Source organism: Legionella sp. PC1000 (assembly GCF_014109805.1).
GTDB classification, from domain to species: domain Bacteria; phylum Pseudomonadota; class Gammaproteobacteria; order Legionellales; family Legionellaceae; genus Legionella; species Legionella resiliens.
Map to the genome: position 1 here is coordinate 571,467 of NZ_CP059400.1, position 15,819 is coordinate 587,285.

The following is a 15,819-nucleotide window of genomic DNA, read 5'->3' on the forward strand; positions in this document are numbered from 1 at the left end:
TAGATTACATTTTAGATTAAATAATTACTAAAGGAATAAGATTATGCCAACCTATTTTGATCCAATCATGCTGGAAGACACACTACTGAACGAAGATACACATGTTTATTTAGTTAAAATTGGGGAGAATAAATTCTGTATTAAAGGAGTATCTTCAGGGTTAGAGAGACTGCCGGGCGACCCCACTACGAAGGCAACGGAATATTGGCCTATTCACATTAAAACTTTAATGAGCCTTTCAAGTAATGACGTTCTCTTTGAGGGAGATAAGTTAACAACCAAGCCACTCACAACGGAACAAATTAAAGAATTTTTTGCTTTTGATCCTAATGAACTACCTCCTGAACAGTTTAATAGTTCCATGAAACAAGAATTAACAGATGAATGGGCAGAACATTTGATGCAAAACACATTTGGACAATCTGCACAAAACCCTCACTCTTTCTTTTTCCAACCTATTTTTTTACCTGCACATCATGAAAACCATAATCCCAACGTGGAGAGTGGTCCTAATCTGATAAATCCATCTATCTTAATATTTTGTTTGATGCCAGTGCCGGAAAATAATGAAGAAGGAGCCGTACCCTTAATTTTAAACATGTTGATGTTGATGATGGATCACGAAGATCAAGCAGCAGAAGAGGAAGAAGAAAATGAGCAAAGTAGTTCCAATAATTTAAGCTAAACTCGCTAATCACAGGGTTTTAGAGTAAAAGGCAGACCTTGGGGTTGGAAGTTCACCAACAATCTGTATCGACTAACTAATAATACTTTGAGATTTTCGGTGGAATTATTCTATACTGTTATACACGTAAAATGAAAGGTAGTGAAAATATGACACATGGAAGATCTGAATCCGAATCAATTGATGATGCAATTATTAAAATTCTAAATGCATTATTAGAGCTTGAGATGGCAGGTGTGGTGCGTTATACCCACTACTCTTTTATGGTCTTTGGCTTTAATCGCATCCCTATCTGTAAATGGATGCGTGATCAGGCGCAAGAGAGCTTAAATCATGCTCATTCAATCGGTGAACTGATCACCCATTTTTCCTATCACCCTACACTTAAGATTGGTAAATTATTAGAGACCCATGAACATAATATCAGTAATATTTTAGAAGAGTCTCTTGAGCATGAAAAACAAGGTTTGAGTTTGTATTATCAATTATTACAGCTTTCAGAAAAAAAATCGGTGTTAGCCGAAGAATTTGCTAGAAAAATGATTCAAGAAGAAGAAATGCATATAGGCGAGATTCAAAAAATGCTTAAAGATCCTAAAACTTTGAAAAATTAAGCACAGAACTTTTAGCTCTTGTTTATGTAGCATGGTGGCATGCAACTGAAAGTTCTCCACAACCGAAAGACCGATCCAGTACTATCCTGACGTTCCGCCCCGCAAACGTAGGGCTCGAGACGAGTTATCGTCAGTTTTTCATTCTAAATTTCTCTATGTACTGTTTAAATTTCTCTATGTACTGCTTAAATTTCTCTACGTACCGCGCTTTATGCGCGGTATCCAGAACGAATTTAAAAATGCCGCTGAGCATTTCTATAGCAAGATCCCCTGGATACCGCGCATAAAGCGCGGTACGTAGGCGAAAAATATAGTGCGGTACGTAGGCGAAAAAAATTAAGCGCGGTATGTATGCGAAAAAATTAGTGGAGGTTTCTCTTCAAAAAACTGACGATACCTCAGGTCATTTTGACCCAATAAGGAGTGAAACCAACTCAAGGCTTGCTATCCACTGATGCACAAAGTAAAAATATGGTCAAATCTGATCTAAAATATCAGTTTTTATTTAATTAATTGAATTTAAAATGTAACTTATTGTGTTTATTATGACCAAATATAAATTTGAACTTACGATACAAAACGAAAATATTCAGATATCAGCCAAAGAAAGATTAACAGGGGTAATACAGGGGTATGTTCAATTAAGTTCTTCTATTACCTTGGAAAATAAAAAATTAATAGAAATAACCCAGCTCTACGTTAATAAAAATATGAGAGGTTTTGGATTGGGGGGGGAGCTTGCATCAAGAGCAATCGAGTATGCACTTAAAAAGAATAAAGGCATTCAAATGATGATACAACCTGGATCAGAAGGGTTTTGGAGGAAATATTTTAATAACCGTTTTGATGGGAGGCGTATGACCTTATTTGGTGGAGAAGTTTTAAATACAAAACTATCTGACGGAGTGGTATTTGAAATATCTATGATTAGCTTAATTAAAAACTATAAGTTTCCTTTGGATAAAAATTTACGATCTCCTGGAATTGAACGAATATGTCAGCATGTAAGTGGGAGCATTTTGACCACACAATTTTAAAGCGTATAAAATAACAGCGAACCCTATAATTTTAATAAAATTTATAGGGTTCGCTGTTATTCCAAGCCTATTAGAAATTAAAATAGCTTCTTTCATAGCAGTATAAGGTATGTTCCTTCTCTCTTATCATGACAGTGACAGTTTTTGGTGTTGAGAGAACTTTTACTTTTGTGATTTTACTGAGACTGCAAACACGTTCTGTGGAGTCAATACTTAAGAAATAAAAACCGTTTACAGGAGTTACGGTATCTGATAAGTAGTACACGTTGTTACGCAACTCTACATTAGTAAAAGTAGGAGCAGTTGTTACTCCAGTAATACTCACTTTGTTATTGACTTCTGTTACATTGGCATTTACATCCACGTTTGTAGCATCCACGTTGCTGGTGCTTTGGTTAATATTTGTGTTGGAAGTTCCTTGCCCATTGCTTGAAGGCGTACTTGTGTCAGTAGAGGAAGGCGTACTTGTGTCAGTAGAGGAAGGCGTACTTGTGTCAGTAGAGGAAGGCGTACTTGTGTCAGTAGAGGAAGGCGTACTTGTGTCAGTAGAGGAAGGCGTACTTGTGTCAGTAGAGGAAGGCGTACTTGTGTCAGTAGAGGAAGGCGTACTTGTATCAGTAGAGGAAGGCGTACTTGTGTCAGTAGAGGAAGGCGTACTTGTGTCAGTGGAGGAAGGGGTACTTGTGTCACTAGATGGAGTGGACGTGGTCGAGTTTTGACCATTAGAGTTGGTATTTGCGCCATTAGGTTGCATGCCCGTATCAGCAAAAGCCATAGCGCTGCTTAAAAGCAGAGTTGTACATAAAATAGATCCTTTTTTGTTCATTTTCTTTCTCCTTAAAGTTTGGGAACAATAATAATATTAGACCATAGCCAGAATTTTGTTGGAAAGAAGGAGTTTATCAAGAACAATTATGCTATTTAATAATGACATACCTTTAATAAATCATGATTCCTCCCATGATTTCATTTAACGAATGAAATTGCATAGTGTGCAGCAAATGTAGATCTGGTACGAAGAGAGCTAAAAAATGAGAAATCATACACTTATTCTCAAATGGCCGAACTTATAGCCCTGATCTCTAAAGGATATTCCTACTGCATTCACCGAAATTATGCTGGAAACCCCTTGGTCTAATGCGATTGGCTTTTCAACTCCGAGGGAGCTGGATTGTTTTCTATTTCATACTTAAATCCAATTCAGATTGGTTTGGCATTTCTTTGAAAATTTTACTCACCAAACCATCCATTTCTACTGATTCAGCCATTTTTCTAAAGAGCATATTAACAAAATCCCCTGCTTCAAGCGGCCAATGATCCTCAGGATTGGATTCGTTACTATTTTCTTTATTGATAAGGTGTTCATTTTCTTCTAACAAATCATTTACTGCTTTTTCATCATATGCTACAAGGGCTCCTGAACGAATACTTAAAAAGCCACCTTTGGGAATTACTTTGTATTCTGCACTATCTACTATATGTATGTATTTTTTTTTGCTTGCATTATAAGCATACATCTCTTCGGGAAGCGGGTTAGGAATAATAAAGAATTTTAGCCCAGCTTTTTTCAATAACAGAGTCACTTGAAATAACTCAAAGCCAGAATTACGAATCTGCTCTAATGGCAAATATCCCAGTGCTTTTGATTTTCCAACCTGAGCCAAATCGCTCATTTGGGGATGGGAAAAAAAATCGCTGGGGATTTGATTTGGAGAAAACAAGGGCTTACTCTGAACGGGTTTTTCTTCAGGATTAATGATTGTTGTTTTACTGGAATCACTTTTTGATGGAGTTTTTTGTTTAATTAGCCTTTTAAATGCTTTCATAGGCATCAACTTGAATAATATTTATTCAAATTATAGGCAGAAAACTCGGGTACTTCAAAGAAATGGGTGACTTACAATCTGCAGAGCAATAAATATGCATAAAAAAGGGAGATATAAGTGGAAATGCTGGTTGTAATCAGCTGAATCTTCTAAACAATTCACTGAATGCACCCCTTGGGGACCCAACCTGTACTCTGATTTTTCCCAAGATCCTTAACGTGTGATTAAGAAACAGTTGTAAACAGCAAATGACGCTTGTTTTTTCATAGAGACTCGGAAAGACTGTTCGAACAGAGTAAAATCGTGGCATCCTTGCTATTATTTGCGAATACTATCAATTGGGCTAATCTTTAGATAGAAGCAGAAAGGAGCAAATGTTGGAGGGATACAAAATGAAAAAATTAGTGATATCTTCTTTACTTACTGTATTGAGCACAGTAGCCCTGGCTGATAGCGTCATCGTAACAAAAACGCACACATGGAAAAGCGTACCCATTACAGTAAATGCTGAAAAACATATTTATACTGTTGATCAGGGCAGCATCGTAGTACCTGGAAGTGAGTTTTATTATACTTATTCTGGTTATCGATGCCTAACTGAGAAAACAAATATTGTTGGTGTGAATGCAGTTGTATACCATGCAGGTATCACTGGCGGAAGTGATATCTATTGCTATCCCGAATAAGTGTTAAGTAAAGTAGATTGTTCTAGTGAATAATCTGATTTAAGAATGTAATTGGGGCAGTTTGACTTGCGTTTTTATTAAATCAAGATAATTATTTGCGCATTTTTTTATTTATATAATAACTGATGAATAGTTCCAAAAAACTGATCAGATTCTTTGTTTTTCCTAATTTCTTTGAGCTAAGGCGCACCACAAGCTGCATGAATATAAAATGGAGTAGTTTGACACGAAAGTAATTTAAAAGTAATCGATAAAACATTAAAATTCCTGGAAGGATAATACCTACTAAAATTATAGTCTATTTAAACTATATCGGATGTTGAACATGCCATTACGCAAGAGTAGGTTGGTTCTGACCAATGATACAAACTGATATAAAGAGAATACTCAATATAATAATTGAACCATATTCATTCGTCCGTAGTCTCTTATCAACCTGATGTTCAGACTCTTTTGCATTGGTTTCTTTTTGTATGTCAGCCATTTTTTTTGCAACAAGTTCCATGCGGCTTTCTTGTACGGTTTCATAAGAAGCACGAACCAGCATGGATTCTGGGAGAGATTTGGACGCAATAATTTATGTTGGGATGCCACAAATATAAATTTTTGCGTCGCAAATGAGCGAGTTTTAGATGCACTTATTGTATGGAACACTTTTCTTCGTTTTGTGGTTCAAGTACCGCCTCTTGTGTCTTTTTATGCTCTGATTGTAAGCTTTGTTTCAGCTCAGCCAATACGATTATGAGGTTATTTTTTCTTGCTTGCTTTGATTCGTCGGGCATCATGTTGTTATATGCATTATCTGCACTTAAGTTATTACAGACGATAAATGTGTCGCCTCTTTTCTGGATTTGGATTCCAGGAGTGTTTGGGCCACTATTGATAGCCAAAGTCGTATCATTGACTTTATACATTCCGTACTTGGTGTTCAGCGGAATGTTTTGTCTCAGAGGAAGTTCAGCAAACCATATTTTAAAAGGCTCATAAGTCGTTAAGGCGATGTGCGTACCAGTACTTTGCGAAAAGGCTACATTATTTTCTTCAAATGAGAAAAGCTGAATCTTGTTATAAAAAGCATGTGCTTTTTGCAATTCCTCTTTCATTTTCGTAGATGCATCGATTAAAGAAAGGTGCGGTTCAAGAAAACTAGCGAGCATATTGAGACAATCTTCAGGCAATTTTCCAAAAAAACTATCACGTGACGTTCTGCTTGTTTGGGCAAGAAGAGGTGCAAATTTCTTTATTTCGGGTTTAAATAAAAATCCATTTTGTTTAAGTTCATCCATAAATTCCAAAAACTTAGGATGATTTGCGGCTTCGACTTTTGACTTGTCCCATTCAAAGCCATAAGCTGCTCTTAGCTCATAAGAATATTTATTAACTAAGGCTGTAAATTGTTCATTTACTTTAATGGATAAGTGGCCGGGAAACGTTTTCTCAAAATTTTCAATGAGTAAATTTGCATAGAAATTATTTTGAAAGCCATGTCGTCCTGAATTGTTTTTTTCGAGATATTTAACATATTTTTCTTTCCAGGCAGAATAACTGATATTAATTTCTAAATTGTTTTGCATGACATACTCCTGCGAATAAATATTAGGTGCGCCAGATTAGGATTGGTCTGTCAAAGAATATCGTGCCTGTATTAAGGTATAATTAAGTAACTACAGTAAATAGTGCAGGGTTCAATTAAAATCTATTGGTTCCGACTATGTTGCGTAACCATCAATTCAAAATAGTTTTAGCTCTACTAAATAGATGACCATAGAATAAAGTACGCTAATAACTAAAAATACGATTAATAAAGTCGTTAAAGTTGATTTAATATCAATAGACGTTTTCGGTTTTAAGAAAAAGGAATATGCCCCGAGGAAACCGCAAGCAGCACCGAGCAGCGCACCACCTATTACATCGGTTAGCCAATGAACTTGCAGGACTATGCGAGCCATTGATTCGATTATAACTATAAGGCATGCAATGATTATACCAAGCCAACGGGACGATATTTGTGGAATAATGAGGGCAGACAGAAAAGTAACATATGCGGAGCATAAAGTTACATGCCTACTTGGAAAAGCATAACTTGGTAGCGCGCTCGTTGATATTTCGGGTCTGGGATATGCTATAGCATTTTTTAGGACGTGCGCTAGAAAAGCTGCAATTAAAACGACACCGATTAAATGTAAAGCAAGCCACTGTTCCTTTTTTCCAAAAAGCATAACACTTGTAATGACAAAAGTTGGAATAACGATATATCTATCGCCGAATAACGAGAAAAAAATGCTCATCCAATATAAATAATCATTTTGTAATTTTTTGATTAATAAATAGAAATCCATGTTAATTGATAAATAGGGGCTTTGAAGAAAAAGTGATCTTATGAGTAAAAAAAATAAAAGAACACATACTAAGGCACTGATTAATAAATAGAGTTTGTTATTTTTTATTTTATCTAATTCCATTTTTTTTCCTAGAAGTAATATGCATTGTGTAATTTCCTTGTTGATATAATATTCAGGGATATTTTTATCAGCAGGAGAGTATTTTAATTTTTATCTATTTTTTTCCTTCTTTTAAAAATTATAGCTAAAGAAATTCCTTAAAAAATCTAAGCGATATAAAATTCTTTAAATTGATCATTAATTTAAATTGCCGATTCTAGAATTTTTAATAAGGCAGGCGGGTGGTTTGCTTGGGAATTGAGATTGTTCATAGCGCTCGGATAGTGATCAAAGTGGTGCTAAACAAATATTTGTATTAGTCTTAATATAGGATGTTCTTTTATCTGAAGGAATAGATATGACGATGCAAAATTTAGGGCAATTTTATAATGGATTGAGTGATCGCCTGGCTAATAAAAACTATACTGAAGTGAGGCCAGTGCCCCCTTTAGATTTGGCGTTTTTAAAGCAATCAATGGGTGGTTTAATTCCTAAAGTAATTGGCGTAACAAACTCAATCAATTCTACGGACTCTCCAGCAACTACTTTTCAATACGCTACACCATGGTTTAAAAAATTGCTTGGAAATGGCGGCGCAGGCGCCTTGGTATATATTTATTGGCAACCAACAGCTACAACTGTAGATGAAGTAATGAAATTGGGCAGTGGTATGTTGGGTTATGGCCAGGTTATTGCTGGGGTTTATGATCTTTTCAGCAATCATTATTGGATGTCAGATCATATGAATTGGCCTCAAGAAATTTTTCACTAGACATGGGTCAGGCCTTGGATCAGGGAATGCAGATTGATAGATGGATTCAATATATACTAAGACCGTATCTTATTCTTATTTTTATATTAACAGCACTAGGAAGCTGGCAAGCATTTTTAACCCATAGTAGATGGCATATGGGTGATTGGCTTATCAATTACCAAGGAGGATTTATTCGAAGGGGACTTTTAGGAGAAGTTCTTTATCAACTGTCGGTATATTCGTCTGTTAGCCTCGGTTTTTACGTATTCATATGTCTCATTTTTTTTAATGCTCTCTTTTTGTTGTTTTCATTTCTTTTATTAAAAAGGCAACCCTTTTTATCTCCTTATATCTTGCTTATTTTTTCTCCATTTATATTTGCTTTTCCCATTAATAGCGTTGATCATTTTGAAAGTATAGGTGGCTATTTTAAAGACTGTATTTATTATTGTGTACTGGCTTTTATTGGTTGGTCTGCTGTGAGGTATCAAGAAAAGACATTTGAAAAAATTTATTATTTTACTTTGCTGTGTTATCCCTTGCTCATTTTAACTCATGAAGTTTTTGCTGTTTTTTTGCCCTACCTTGTTGTGGTGTATTTGACAAAAGTGAAGCTTGACAGGAAACGAGTTCTCCTAAATTTAAGTCTGCTCAGTTTATCTATCATTAGTTTTGTTTTGTGTATTGTGTTTAAAGGAAATGATATACAAGTCACCGCGATTTATAACTCTCTGCTCACTCGATACCCAGTACCAATTAATGGTTCTATAGGGTGGTTAGGCGCACCAATGAAAATTGCTATGGAGCGAGTGCTTATTCAAATTCAATCCAATTCTTATTTTAAAATTTATGGCTTCATTCTATTGTTTTCATCTATTGCATTTTTACCTGTTATGCAGCAATTAAAATTTATTTTTAAAAATAAAATATCTCTTTTTTTGTGTTTGGTTGCATTAATAGGCACTCTTGCATTATGTTGTATTGCTATTGATTGGGGGCGCTTTATTCGCTTTAATCTTGTTTCCTTATTTATTTTATCATTAGTGGGAGGGGCGTTAATGCCCAGGAAAAATGAGGAGATCCAATCAAGCCATAGATTTCATTCCTATAGAATATACTCCCTTTTTTATATAGGTATATTTCTATTCACTTTAAGTTATGCCTTTTTGTGGCGTATTCCCAGTTGCTGTAATTATCGTCCGCCCATTTCTGATTTTGCCACCAATAATTTAATTTGGGCTTATCAAACCTATAAAAAAATAATTTACGAGATCGTTTCATCATTTTAGATTGTGCATGCAGATGCCGAAAAAAATCCCGAAGCGGACTTTAAGGGAAGTTAAGTAATGGTGAAATCAGCAAGGTAGCCCGTTTGCAAGCAAACGGACTGTATTTCCATTTAGATGAAAAACTCAAGGTTTTTGCCAAATGGGGGCTCCGGTATGTCTGTTAAGGCAGGTAATGTAAGTTTTTGTCCCTTTACGGTCTTTAGAAAAAATAAAAACAAAATCACCTGCAATTTGCCATGATAATATTTTGGCATGGAAGGGAACATTCCATAAACGCACCCCGGCATAAGTGTAGGCAGTGACGTGATCCTCACTATCGAAAGTTGAAATAACCATCACCGAATCAGGGGTGAGCTTCATTCGCTCTTGCTGGAAATCATAATCCTCTGTCGGAACAGTCGACGCTTGAGTGATTAGAGCAGTGGAAAATAACAAGCCAAGCAACACCATACGAAACAATTTCATATTAAACCTCTTGAATGTAAATGAAGATATACCCTCTATAGTCAACTTTCCCAGGGCGGACAGGATAATTCGATTCAAGTATCGTAAGAATCCCTGCGGACAATACAATTATTCTGCATCTTTGTAAACTGCTTGGGATTGCTGATAATTTAAGAGATTGGAAAAAGCATAGGCTCGATAAATTTGAAACGCTTTACTTCAAAGTATGATGCTATGAGCCAGCATTTGAACTGATTGACGTTCGAATCAATTTATAATAGCGTATTCAAGTTGCAGGATATAAGGGATGAGATCGATAAGGAATAATTATGGGCACCTTTTTAGTTTTGTTTATTCTGCAGGAACTAAGGGTAATGTAGGTCTTTCTATGCCCGAGTCAGCAGCGATTCAATACCCCTCAATCACTTAACTACTGGTGATGCCCTATGCTGATGCACTTGTATGGGCGATAACTAGATAATTCATTTATTCAATTAGGACTCTACATGATTAAAAGACTCATGATAAAAAAGATATGGAGTATTGTTTTTCTCGTTTTCATCCATCAAGTTGTTTCTGCAGCTCCCGGACGTTTTTTTACAATTATAGGCAATGGAGCTCCTGTTGATGTCAATGTTACCTTATGTCTCAATGCAAAAGGACCTGTAAGTTGCCAAGATTATAATGTTCCCACTGCCAATTTAAGTTTACTGACTACGGTGCCAAATCATACCTATCCCTTTGCTGGAATTAAGATTAACTCTCCTTATTATTCAATAGGTGCAGGGTGTACGCAGTTAAGCAATGGATTTTGTATGTTTTCGGTTAGCAACACGGCTCCTGCAATGATTCAGATTCAAGTTCCTGACTACATTATTATTGGTGCAGGTACCGCGGGTGCAGTTTTAGCTAAAAAACTCAGTGATGACTTTAACACTTCAGTAGTTGCCTTGCATAACGGACCTAATCTAAATCAAGACCCCCTTATAAATCTCTCAAAAAACTCTATGATCACGGTATTATTAGGATTAATTGGTCCTCCACTTTATGCACTCACTGAAACGCTTCCCCAACAATTCGATAATAAGCGGATGTTAAATTGGGTTTATGCATTACCGCTAGGTGGCGCATCATCGATCAATGCAGGGGCGTGGGTTCGTGGCACCAATCAAGTTTATTCCCAATGGGAAGGGCTAGCAGGACCAAACTGGTCTGTGGCGAGTATTCAGAATACTTATGTTGAATTAGAACGTTATATGGGGTTAACGACGAATCCTGCTGCCCGCGGATTTAACGGGCCGCTCCCGGTCAGGCAAGAAACAGTTCCTACGCAAGTGTCCCTTAAATTTTCACAAGCAATTATGAATGCTACTCATGTGGGTTTTGTTCCGGATTATAATGATCCCAATACCCCTATAGGAGTTTCTTCTCAATTGCAATACACGCAAATGGGGGCCGATGGTACTTTTCGAGCAAGTAGTGCGATTACTTTTTTAAACAATAATGTAATGGATCAGAATGGCAATGGAGTTTATGGACGTAAATTGCGCGTGCTATTTAATGCTACTGCAGATAATGTGATTTGGAGTGGTAATAAGGCAGTAGGAGTGAATTATTTCCAAAACGGTACCCCCAAAAAACTTTATGCTGCAAAAGGAGTTATTGTAAGTGCCGGGATTAAGAGCAGTGCGTTTTTAATGCGCTCTGGAGTGGGGCCTGCAGCTCTATTACAGGCACTCAATATTCCTGTGGTTTACAATAACCCTAATGTAGGCCAGGGATTAGCTGATCAACCCCATGTCATACTGATTTATACTTCTAATCCCAATGATACTCCTTCATCGCTCGTGCTTCAGATTGCAGGCAATATTATTTCTGCTTTAGCAAATACCTCTATTGGTCAACAATTTATTAAATATATTGGTACCCAGGTGAATGCGCCAAATGGTTTATTTTCGCAAATTGCATTTTTGCCGGATCCAAGTGGAGCGAATCCTGGAGTACGTGCTGTGCGATGGGCTTCAATTAATCCGATTCCAGGCATCACTGTTGTTTTATTAGATTTAGTACAACCAGCGAGTACTGGTTTTATTATGATTAAAAGCAGTAATCCTTTTGTAGAACCCAATATGGACTTGGGTGAATTTAAAAACCAATCTGATCTAACGCTTTATATCAATGCATTTCAAAATTACATTAAGAATATCAATGCCCAATTACACGTTATTGATCCGAGTTATCAGATGATTTTCCCTGACCCATCGGTGTTAGACGATGTGTCGCAATTAACTGATTTTATAAAGCAAGAAGTGGGGAGTAACATGGTGTTCCAAAGCCATTGCCGTATGGCACCCTTAAATCAAGGGGGTGTTGTTGACGGTACAGGGCATGTATATGGAGTGCAACAGCTTCTTGTTGCAGACGCATCCATTGCCCCTGTTCCCATGGATGGTACTCCTATGGCCACAGCATATTTGGTTGCAACAAAGATAGCAAATATTTTGCAGGGACAATAATATTGGAGCTCCCAAACGTAGGTCGGGCCTTTGGCCCGACAATTTGGTGATTAAATAAAAAAATTTGTTTAAACATGCAAGGTTTTTTTTATCTCACCTACGCCCCGCGGCTTGTCCGCGGGGTCTAGCCAGCGTAGGTCGAGCCCTTGGCCCGACAATTTGGTGATTAAATAAAAAAATTTATTTAAACATGCGCATTTTTTTATCTCACCTACGCCCCGCGGCTTGTCCGCGGGGTCTAGCCAGCGTAGGTCGAGCCCTTGGCCCGAGAATTTGGTGATTAAATAAAAAAATTTGTTTAATCATGCAAGTTTCTTTCAACGATGTGTAGAACATTCAGCTGCTTTTATGGCTTTTTGTTCCGTTAATCACACTAACTAAGCAAGGATTGGTTTGTTGGATCATTAGCCACATCTTTCTCAGCCCCATCCTTAATTGCCTTAAATGCATTTTTGCGTTCAACAAAATTTTCTCTAAGGGTTTGTAGCTCATTTTGAGTGGAGGTTAAGGCCGCATCGGTTGTTTCTACCATCGCCGCTTTGTACTCTTTAAAGAAATTTTTCACCCATGCAATAAATCCTAACTCGAGTAAACCAGGGCGGTTATTTTCAATAACTTTAGTATTATTTTCTAAATAGACTAGCGTCTCTTCAGGTGTCCTTAGATTAGAAGTTGTAACCGCAATAAGCATATTTTTAGCAGCACTTTTACGAGCATTATAAGCGTTTAACAATATTGAGTATTTACTAGGACGGTTGTTTTCTAAAAAGTCTATATAGGATTTAATTTGTTGGTGTAGGCTTTGTAAAGACTCTTCGATAGGTACCCCTGATAAAGCCTCATTTAATGAAATTTCTTCACGCTTTTCTGGGTTAGCGATCAAAAACGAAAGTTGATTTTCTGTCGCAAGTTTACGAACGTAGGCATTCCTTCTTAATCCGTCCGGTAATCGTTTTATATTGTCTAAGCGGTCTTGATTTAAATGAATATTTTTTTCTAATTCCTCTTTTCGAGCAGAGAAATCTTTTTCTTTAGGAAGTTGGTCAATAAGCTGTTTCAAATCATTTTCTAATTCATCCCTCTCCTTATCTAAAGCTTCTATCTCGGCCTCTATACTATCGAGGTAATCACTAAGTAGTTTTCCCGTTTCACGCATTGGTTCCACATTTTTTTTTATTAAATGATTCGCAGCATAAGCAAATACCAGCTGGAATGCCTTTTTTTTCTCAACCACAATTACCATTTCTTTATCCATTTCTATTATAGTTGTGTTTACTACTTTCTTGGCTCCCTCTTTTTTTGGATCTTCACACCCTTTAATTGCTTCAGCAACTTCATCCCTTACCATTTGGCGAATTTCTTGGGGAGATTTGTCTTGATTATCTTCTTGCTTCATTAAATATGCCTCATGGCTTAAAAGCGTTGTGGCGGCAGACATCAGTTGAGTCAAATAATATTGCTGTTGCGAACCCGCTTGTGCAGATAAAATTCCGTGCTGAATCTTTACTATGTCATCCAAAGTAATGTTCGTTTCTGCAATTAAACTTGCCATTAAAGGAGTGACATCGTCAGCACCTAACACTTTATTATCATTTAGTGGTTTATACCTGGCATATACTAACTTTCCTAAATTTAAGACAGATGAGTAATCTCCCCTTCTTAACGCATCAATACACTTTTGGGGCGTATCTAATCTTTTAAACATATTTGATTTCCAAAAAAATCACTTGGTTTAATTATAGAACACATAGGTCGCAAAACAGCAGAGGTGCTATTCACTGGAAATAAACATCAGTAAGTACCGCGCTTTATGCGCGATATCTGGTAGTTTTTTACTTTTGAAATAGAATTCAATAATACATCAAAGCATCATTCTGGATACCGCGCATAAAGCGCGGTACGTAGGAAGTGGGAAAATTTTTGAGGAGCTTCGGGGCATAAAGCATAATACTACGTATTGCTGCAGTGCTATGACGAAATGCAAATGATCCTACCTACGCTTGCTATGTGCTAACTCGAAGCGGTACGGAAGGTAGAATTTAGCAAGCGTAGGTCGGGCCTTGGTCCGACAATAATCATCTATAATTTAATTTAAATAGCATATAGGATTTTTTTATGTCACATGTATTAGATTTATATAAAAGATATAAGTCACTGCTTTTAGACCTAGATGTAGCTTTAGACAATTTAGATAGATTAGCAAAAGATAATGCGAAGTTTATTAGTAATGAAAACAATTACTTTGAAAATTATAAAACAAGTGAATTGCAACTATTAGGATTACCTCTGAAATTAAAAGGATTAGATGAGGAATTAGAAAAGATTAATACAAAATTGGGAAATCCAGATCTTGATTCCGCAGAAAGAGAAAAACTTCTGGAGGCAAAACAAGAAAAAAATAAGCAAATAAGTTCGATAAAAAATGAAATAAAGCAATATCAAATACGAGCCCCTGAAATAGCAGAACAAGTACCTTGGAAAGCAAAAAAGCAACAATTAACTACTGAATATCTTAGTGCTCATGGTGCGGATCCGGAACGATTTCACAAATACATGAACTGTTATCATGCTTTTTCTAAAATCAGTATGGAGTTAGAAAACATTCAAGGAGACTTAGATGTCGCGCTTCGTCTGGCTAATTCTGAAGAAAAAAAAGAAGCTACAGCTTGGAGTAAAATAAATTTAATTCCACTTCGGCAAAAGATATTTGCAAAAGAGAATCAGCCCAAATATAAAGGAGCATTTATATCTAGTTTATATGATAAATACCAAGCTACATGTATGGAGCACGCGAACTATTTAAAAAAACCAGAGCTGATTGAAAAAGTACAACAAGGAAAAATCTCTTTATCTAAATTAGAAGGTTTAGTAGCGATTCGCAAGGAGAAACAAGATTTTTATCGCTCTTTATTACCAGATTATGTAGTTACTGAAATTAGCCCTGATACGCATATTCAAGGAAAAAGAACACTAGGAATTCTAAAAACTGATACTGAAGCTAAAGTAAGGACAATTTGCTCTTTTCTAAATACCCATTTACTGGAAGCAAATCAACAAACAGATAAAGAGAAAATGAAAGAATTATTTGCCGATATTAAGGTGCATTTTAACGATTCTCAAATCTCAAGAATTTATAATGAAGCGAAACAAAAACAGAGTGCCGTCGAAGTAGAACAGATCTTCGATCAGCTGTCCAACTTATGATTAAGAGGAGAAACATCTTGTGTGATAAGAACCCCTTTGAATCGCTCTTTATTAAACCTAGAGTTAATTTAAATTTGATTCCTCGTTTAAAAAAGATATTACTAGAATATCCAGATAATCAGATTGTAAAAGAGGAATATATAGAAGCCCTATTAGATTATGCTAGCGAATTAATGGATATGCAAAATTATAAAGAGGCAGAAAACTATTTGAAAATAGCTGATCAATACACTGATAGAAGACACCATTTAAAATTTCTTATTTCTGACTTGTTACTCCAAATTAAAGAAAATGACTTATGATTAAACCAATCACGGTTACCC

16 protein-coding genes are annotated in these 15,819 nt (G+C 36.3%); 10 read left to right on the forward strand and 6 right to left on the reverse strand.

All coding sequences use genetic code 11. From position 1 onward, the window contains the following. Positions 1-43: 43 nt before the first annotated feature. The 4 genes from FOLKNPGA_RS02450 (at position 44) to FOLKNPGA_RS02465 (ending at position 3,055) form a co-directional block, all read left to right on the forward strand. Positions 44-685: a hypothetical protein gene (locus FOLKNPGA_RS02450; protein WP_182351594.1), complete on the forward strand. Its 642-nt coding sequence runs from the start codon at positions 44-46 to the stop codon at positions 683-685. Positions 686-834: 149 nt separating this feature from the next. Beyond that, positions 835-1,299, forward strand: coding sequence for a bacterioferritin (locus FOLKNPGA_RS02455; protein WP_182351595.1), 465 nt, complete (start codon positions 835-837; stop codon positions 1,297-1,299). Positions 1,300-1,844: 545 nt separating this feature from the next. Beyond that, positions 1,845-2,336 carry a GNAT family N-acetyltransferase gene (locus FOLKNPGA_RS02460; protein WP_182351596.1) on the forward strand — a complete coding sequence of 164 codons (492 nt, stop codon included), beginning with the start codon at positions 1,845-1,847 and terminating at the stop codon, positions 2,334-2,336. Positions 2,337-2,740: 404 nt separating this feature from the next. After that, complete coding sequence (locus tag FOLKNPGA_RS02465) at positions 2,741-3,055, forward strand: hypothetical protein (protein ID WP_182351597.1); 315 nt, start codon at positions 2,741-2,743, stop codon at positions 3,053-3,055. Between the two features lie 459 nt (positions 3,056-3,514). On the opposite strand, the gene FOLKNPGA_RS02470 is transcribed toward FOLKNPGA_RS02465, so the two are convergent. After that, entirely contained in the window at positions 3,515-4,162 is a 648-nt protein-coding gene (locus FOLKNPGA_RS02470) for a hypothetical protein (RefSeq protein WP_182351598.1), read from the reverse strand. A gap of 392 nt (positions 4,163-4,554) precedes the next feature. Here FOLKNPGA_RS02470 and FOLKNPGA_RS02475 point away from each other — a divergent pair, with 392 nt between their 5' ends. Next, complete coding sequence (locus FOLKNPGA_RS02475) at positions 4,555-4,848, forward strand: hypothetical protein (protein WP_182351599.1); 294 nt, start codon at positions 4,555-4,557, stop codon at positions 4,846-4,848. Between the two features lie 331 nt (positions 4,849-5,179). Here the strand turns inward: FOLKNPGA_RS02475 and FOLKNPGA_RS02480 are convergent, their stop codons facing one another. The 3 genes from FOLKNPGA_RS02480 to FOLKNPGA_RS02490 all read right to left on the reverse strand — a co-directional run bounded on the left by FOLKNPGA_RS02480 (position 5,180) and on the right by FOLKNPGA_RS02490 (position 7,310). Next, entirely contained in the window at positions 5,180-5,353 is a 174-nt protein-coding gene (locus tag FOLKNPGA_RS02480) for a hypothetical protein (RefSeq protein ID WP_182351600.1), read from the reverse strand. 133 nt (positions 5,354-5,486) lie between these two features. Then, complete coding sequence (locus tag FOLKNPGA_RS02485) at positions 5,487-6,422, reverse strand: hypothetical protein (protein WP_182351601.1); 936 nt, start codon at positions 6,420-6,422, stop codon at positions 5,487-5,489. Positions 6,423-6,578: 156 nt separating this feature from the next. Further along, complete coding sequence (locus FOLKNPGA_RS02490; protein WP_182351602.1) at positions 6,579-7,310, reverse strand: phosphatase PAP2 family protein; 732 nt, start codon at positions 7,308-7,310, stop codon at positions 6,579-6,581. Between the two features lie 337 nt (positions 7,311-7,647). On the opposite strand from FOLKNPGA_RS02490, the gene FOLKNPGA_RS02495 reads away from it, so the two are divergent. After that, positions 7,648-8,061 (forward strand): hypothetical protein, encoded by a 414-nt coding sequence (locus FOLKNPGA_RS02495; protein ID WP_182351603.1) that lies wholly within the window; start codon positions 7,648-7,650, stop codon positions 8,059-8,061. Between the two features lie 26 nt (positions 8,062-8,087). Continuing rightward, positions 8,088-9,332 carry a hypothetical protein gene (locus tag FOLKNPGA_RS02500; RefSeq protein ID WP_182351604.1) on the forward strand — a complete coding sequence of 415 codons (1,245 nt, stop codon included), beginning with the start codon at positions 8,088-8,090 and terminating at the stop codon, positions 9,330-9,332. 123 nt (positions 9,333-9,455) lie between these two features. On the opposite strand, the gene FOLKNPGA_RS02505 is transcribed toward FOLKNPGA_RS02500, so the two are convergent. Next, positions 9,456-9,797 carry a hypothetical protein gene (locus tag FOLKNPGA_RS02505; protein WP_182351605.1) on the reverse strand — a complete coding sequence of 114 codons (342 nt, stop codon included), beginning with the start codon at positions 9,795-9,797 and terminating at the stop codon, positions 9,456-9,458. Between the two features lie 485 nt (positions 9,798-10,282). On the opposite strand from FOLKNPGA_RS02505, the gene FOLKNPGA_RS02510 reads away from it, so the two are divergent. Continuing rightward, positions 10,283-12,292: a GMC family oxidoreductase gene (locus tag FOLKNPGA_RS02510; protein ID WP_182351606.1), complete on the forward strand. Its 2,010-nt coding sequence runs from the start codon at positions 10,283-10,285 to the stop codon at positions 12,290-12,292. Between the two features lie 373 nt (positions 12,293-12,665). Here FOLKNPGA_RS02510 and FOLKNPGA_RS02515 read toward each other — a convergent pair whose 3' ends face one another. Further along, positions 12,666-13,997 carry a hypothetical protein gene (locus FOLKNPGA_RS02515; RefSeq protein ID WP_182351607.1) on the reverse strand — a complete coding sequence of 444 codons (1,332 nt, stop codon included), beginning with the start codon at positions 13,995-13,997 and terminating at the stop codon, positions 12,666-12,668. Positions 13,998-14,407: 410 nt separating this feature from the next. On the opposite strand from FOLKNPGA_RS02515, the gene FOLKNPGA_RS02520 reads away from it, so the two are divergent. Continuing rightward, positions 14,408-15,496, forward strand: coding sequence for a hypothetical protein (locus FOLKNPGA_RS02520; protein WP_182351608.1), 1,089 nt, complete (start codon positions 14,408-14,410; stop codon positions 15,494-15,496). Between the two features lie 17 nt (positions 15,497-15,513). After that, entirely contained in the window at positions 15,514-15,798 is a 285-nt protein-coding gene (locus FOLKNPGA_RS02525) for a hypothetical protein (RefSeq protein WP_182351609.1), read from the forward strand. The last annotated feature ends 21 nt before the right edge of the window (positions 15,799-15,819 follow it).

Bases quoted from the DNA above. Each gene is read 5' to 3' on its own strand.
- FOLKNPGA_RS02505 (WP_182351605.1), bottom strand. From the start codon at position 9,797: ATGAAATTGTTTCGTATGGTGTTGCTTGGCTTGTTATTTTCCACTGCT.
- FOLKNPGA_RS02470 (WP_182351598.1), bottom strand. From the start codon at position 4,162: ATGAAAGCATTTAAAAGGCTAATTAAACAAAAAACTCCATCAAAAAGT.
- FOLKNPGA_RS02485 (WP_182351601.1), bottom strand. From the start codon at position 6,422: ATGCAAAACAATTTAGAAATTAATATCAGTTATTCTGCCTGGAAAGAA.
- FOLKNPGA_RS02460 (WP_182351596.1), top strand. From the start codon at position 1,845: ATGACCAAATATAAATTTGAACTTACGATACAAAACGAAAATATTCAG.
- FOLKNPGA_RS02480 (WP_182351600.1), bottom strand. From the start codon at position 5,353: ATGGAACTTGTTGCAAAAAAAATGGCTGACATACAAAAAGAAACCAAT.
- FOLKNPGA_RS02455 (WP_182351595.1), top strand. From the start codon at position 835: ATGACACATGGAAGATCTGAATCCGAATCAATTGATGATGCAATTATT.
- FOLKNPGA_RS02490 (WP_182351602.1), bottom strand. From the start codon at position 7,310: ATGGAATTAGATAAAATAAAAAATAACAAACTCTATTTATTAATCAGT.
- FOLKNPGA_RS02450 (WP_182351594.1), top strand. From the start codon at position 44: ATGCCAACCTATTTTGATCCAATCATGCTGGAAGACACACTACTGAAC.
- FOLKNPGA_RS02510 (WP_182351606.1), top strand. From the start codon at position 10,283: ATGATTAAAAGACTCATGATAAAAAAGATATGGAGTATTGTTTTTCTC.
- FOLKNPGA_RS02515 (WP_182351607.1), bottom strand. From the start codon at position 13,997: ATGTTTAAAAGATTAGATACGCCCCAAAAGTGTATTGATGCGTTAAGA.
- FOLKNPGA_RS02500 (WP_182351604.1), top strand. From the start codon at position 8,088: ATGCAGATTGATAGATGGATTCAATATATACTAAGACCGTATCTTATT.
- FOLKNPGA_RS02475 (WP_182351599.1), top strand. From the start codon at position 4,555: ATGAAAAAATTAGTGATATCTTCTTTACTTACTGTATTGAGCACAGTA.
- FOLKNPGA_RS02495 (WP_182351603.1), top strand. From the start codon at position 7,648: ATGACGATGCAAAATTTAGGGCAATTTTATAATGGATTGAGTGATCGC.
- FOLKNPGA_RS02520 (WP_182351608.1), top strand. From the start codon at position 14,408: ATGTCACATGTATTAGATTTATATAAAAGATATAAGTCACTGCTTTTA.